Genomic DNA, 3,046 nt, shown 5'->3' with positions numbered 1-3,046 from the left:
ATACCGCTTGCGGCGGCGTCGATGAAGAAGTCGTCGAAGAATCGGGTGCGGACGGCCATCATCTGGCTCATCCGCTGCATTCCCCACTCGCCGTCGTCGTCGACTTCCGTCGGATCCAGTTCGCCGCTGGCGAGCCGGGTGAAGAAATCCACTCCGACCGCGCGCACCAACGGCTCGGCGAACGGGTCGTCGATCAACGCGTTGGGGCCGCGGCTGGCCAAGGCGCGGCCGACCGCGACTCCGGTGGCCGTGGCGCCCACGCTGGTGGCGAGATCCCAGGTGTCGTTGTCCGTTCGTGGCATGTCCGCTCCTTACGCATGATGCTTAGCTTATTTAACTGACCTGAACGCGACTGTACGCCGCCGAGCCGAACACGCAAGCCGGCCGCGGTTCGCGGCACGGCATGGAATCCTGACTGTGATGCGGCACTACTACTCCGTCGAGACGATCCGCGAGGCCGAGGCGCCGCTATTGGCCAGCCTGCCCGACGGTGCCCTGATGCGGCGCGCGGCGTTCGGGCTGGCCACCGCGATCGCCCGGGAGCTGACCAGCCGCACCGGCGGGATTGCCGGCCGTCGGGTGTGCGCGGTAGTCGGCTCCGGCGACAACGGCGGTGACGCGCTGTGGGCGGCGACCTTTCTGCGCCGCCGCGGAGCCGCCGCCGACGCGGTGCTGCTCAGTCCGGGGCGCACTCACCGCAAGGGGCTCGCGGCGTTCACGAAAGCGGGCGGTCACATCGTCGACAGTGTCGCGGCGACAACCGATCTGGTGATCGACGGTGTAGTGGGCATCTCCGGCAAGGGCGCGTTGCGTCCGGCGGCCGCGGATGTGTTCGCCGCTGTCGACGCTCTCGGAATCCCTGTTGTCGCCGTCGACATCCCCAGCGGCGTCGACGCGCACACCGGCGCCATCACCGGCCCAGCCGTGCACGCCGCCCTGACCGTCACGTTCGGTGGGCTCAAACCCGTGCACGCGCTCGCCGACTGCGGCCGCGTCCGGCTGGTCGACATCGGACTGGACCTGCCCGACAGCGATGTGCTGGGCTTCGAGTCCGCCGACGTCACGGTGCGCTGGCCGCTGCCGGGCCCCCACGACGACAAGTACAGCCAGGGAGTGACGGGCATCCTGGCGGGCTCGTCGACGTATCCCGGCGCGGCCGTGCTGTGCACCGGCGCCGCGGTCGCCGCCACCTCGGGCATGGTTCGCTACGCGGGCAGCGCGCATCGCGAGGTGCTCGCGCACTGGCCTGAAGTGATCGCCTCGCCCACCCCCGCTGCGGCCGGGCGGGTGCAGTCCTGGGTCGTCGGGCCGGGACTGGGAACCGAGGAAACCGGCGCCGCGGCGCTGTGGTTCGCGTTGGACACCGACCTGCCGGTGCTCGTCGACGCCGACGGGCTGACGCTGCTGGCGGCTCACCCAGATCTCCTTGCGGGCCGCGACGCCCCCACCGTGCTCACGCCGCACGCCGGCGAATTCGCCCGCTTGGCGGGTGCGCCACCGGGCGAGGACCGCATCGGCGCCACCCGCAAGCTCGCCGACGCGTTCGGCGCCACCGTGCTGCTCAAGGGCAACGTCACCGTCATCGCCGAACCGGGCGGAGCGGTCTACCTGAACCCCGCCGGACAATCCTGGGCCGCCACTGCGGGATCGGGCGACGTCCTGTCGGGCATGATCGGCGCGCTGCTGGCCGCGGGACTTCCCCCAGGCGAGGCCGCCGCAGCCGCGGCGTTCGTGCATGCCCGCGCGGCGAACCTGTCGGCCGCCGACCCCGGCCCAAGGAGCGCGCCCACGTCGGCGTCGCGCATCATCCCGCACATCCGAAGCGCCCTGGCAAGCCTGTAGGGGCCGAGAAAGGATCCGTCGTGCCGCATCATCCGTCCGTCCCGTCGCACGCCATCGCCCCCGCCTACACGGGCCGTTTGTTCACCGCGCCGGTGCCGGCGCTGCGGCTGCCCGACGAGTCGATGGACCCGGAGGCCGCCTACCGGTTCATCCACGACGAGCTGATGCTCGACGGCAGTTCGCGGCTGAACCTGGCCACGTTCGTCACCACGTGGATGGATCCCGAGGCCGAGACGTTGATGGCCGAGGCGTTCGACAAGAACATGATCGACAAGGACGAATACCCGGCGACCGCGGCCATCGAGCAGCGCTGCGTATGCATGGTGGCCGACTTGTTTCACGCCGAGGGGCTGCGTGACGACGATCCGCACAGCGCCACCGGGGTGTCGACCATCGGGTCGTCCGAGGCGGTGATGCTGGGCGGGCTGGCGCTGAAGTGGCGGTGGCGCCAGAAGGTCGGTAAGGACTGGAAGACCCGCACCCCCAACCTGGTCATGGGCTCCAACGTGCAGGTGGTCTGGGAGAAGTTCTGCCGCTACTTCGACGTCGAACCGCGCTATCTGCCGATGGAGGAGGGCCGCTACGTCATCACCCCCGAACAGGTGGTCGAGGCCGTCGATGAGAACACCATCGGCGTGGTGGCGATCCTGGGCACCACCTACACCGGGGAGTTGGAACCCGTCGCCGAAATCTGCGCGGCGCTGGACCGGCTGGCCGCCGGCGGCGGTGTGGACGTTCCCGTGCACGTCGACGCGGCCAGCGGCGGGTTCGTGGTGCCGTTCCTGCACCCGAATCTGGTGTGGGACTTCCGGCTGCCGCGGGTGGTATCGATCAACGTCAGCGGCCACAAGTACGGCCTGACCTATCCCGGCATCGGGTTCGTGGTGTGGCGCAGCCGCGAGCACCTGCCCGAGGACCTGGTCTTTCGGGTCAACTACCTCGGCGGCGACATGCCGACGTTCACGCTGAACTTCTCCCGCCCCGGCAACCAGGTCGTCGGGCAGTACTACAACTTCCTGCGGCTGGGCCGCGAAGGCTACACCCAGGTGATGCAGTCGCTGTCGCAGACGGCGCGCTGGCTGGCGGCGCAGCTGGATGCGGGCGAACACTTCGAGGTGATCTCCGACGGGTCGGCGATCCCGGTGCTCGCCTTCCGGCTGGCCGGCGACCGCGGCTACACCGAGTTCGACGTCTCGCACGAGAG

3 protein-coding genes are annotated in these 3,046 nt (G+C 70.0%); 2 read left to right on the top strand and 1 reads right to left on the bottom strand.

Translation table 11 applies throughout. The features are described from left to right. Positions 1 to 302: class I SAM-dependent methyltransferase (locus tag VFA16_RS17415; protein WP_324969018.1), on the bottom strand; the 302-nt coding region annotated here is incomplete at its 3' end. Positions 303 to 420: 118 nt separating this feature from the next. On the opposite strand from VFA16_RS17415, the gene VFA16_RS17410 reads away from it, so the two are divergent. Together VFA16_RS17410 and VFA16_RS17405 are read left to right on the top strand one after the other, a co-directional pair. Next, entirely contained in the window at positions 421 to 1,842 is a 1,422-nt protein-coding gene (locus VFA16_RS17410) for an NAD(P)H-hydrate dehydratase (protein WP_324969017.1), read from the top strand. Between the two features lie 20 nt (positions 1,843 to 1,862). Continuing rightward, positions 1,863 to 3,046, top strand: a 1,184-nt coding sequence (locus VFA16_RS17405; protein WP_324969016.1) for a glutamate decarboxylase, incomplete at its 3' end; no start/stop codon positions are given.

The sequence above is a fragment of the Mycobacterium sp. genome, assembly GCF_035653355.1.
In the GTDB taxonomy this organism is placed as follows: Bacteria; Actinomycetota; Actinomycetes; order Mycobacteriales; family Mycobacteriaceae; genus Mycobacterium.
Note: the sequence above shows the minus strand (reverse complement) of the source record. Positions and strands in the feature narration are given on the sequence as shown.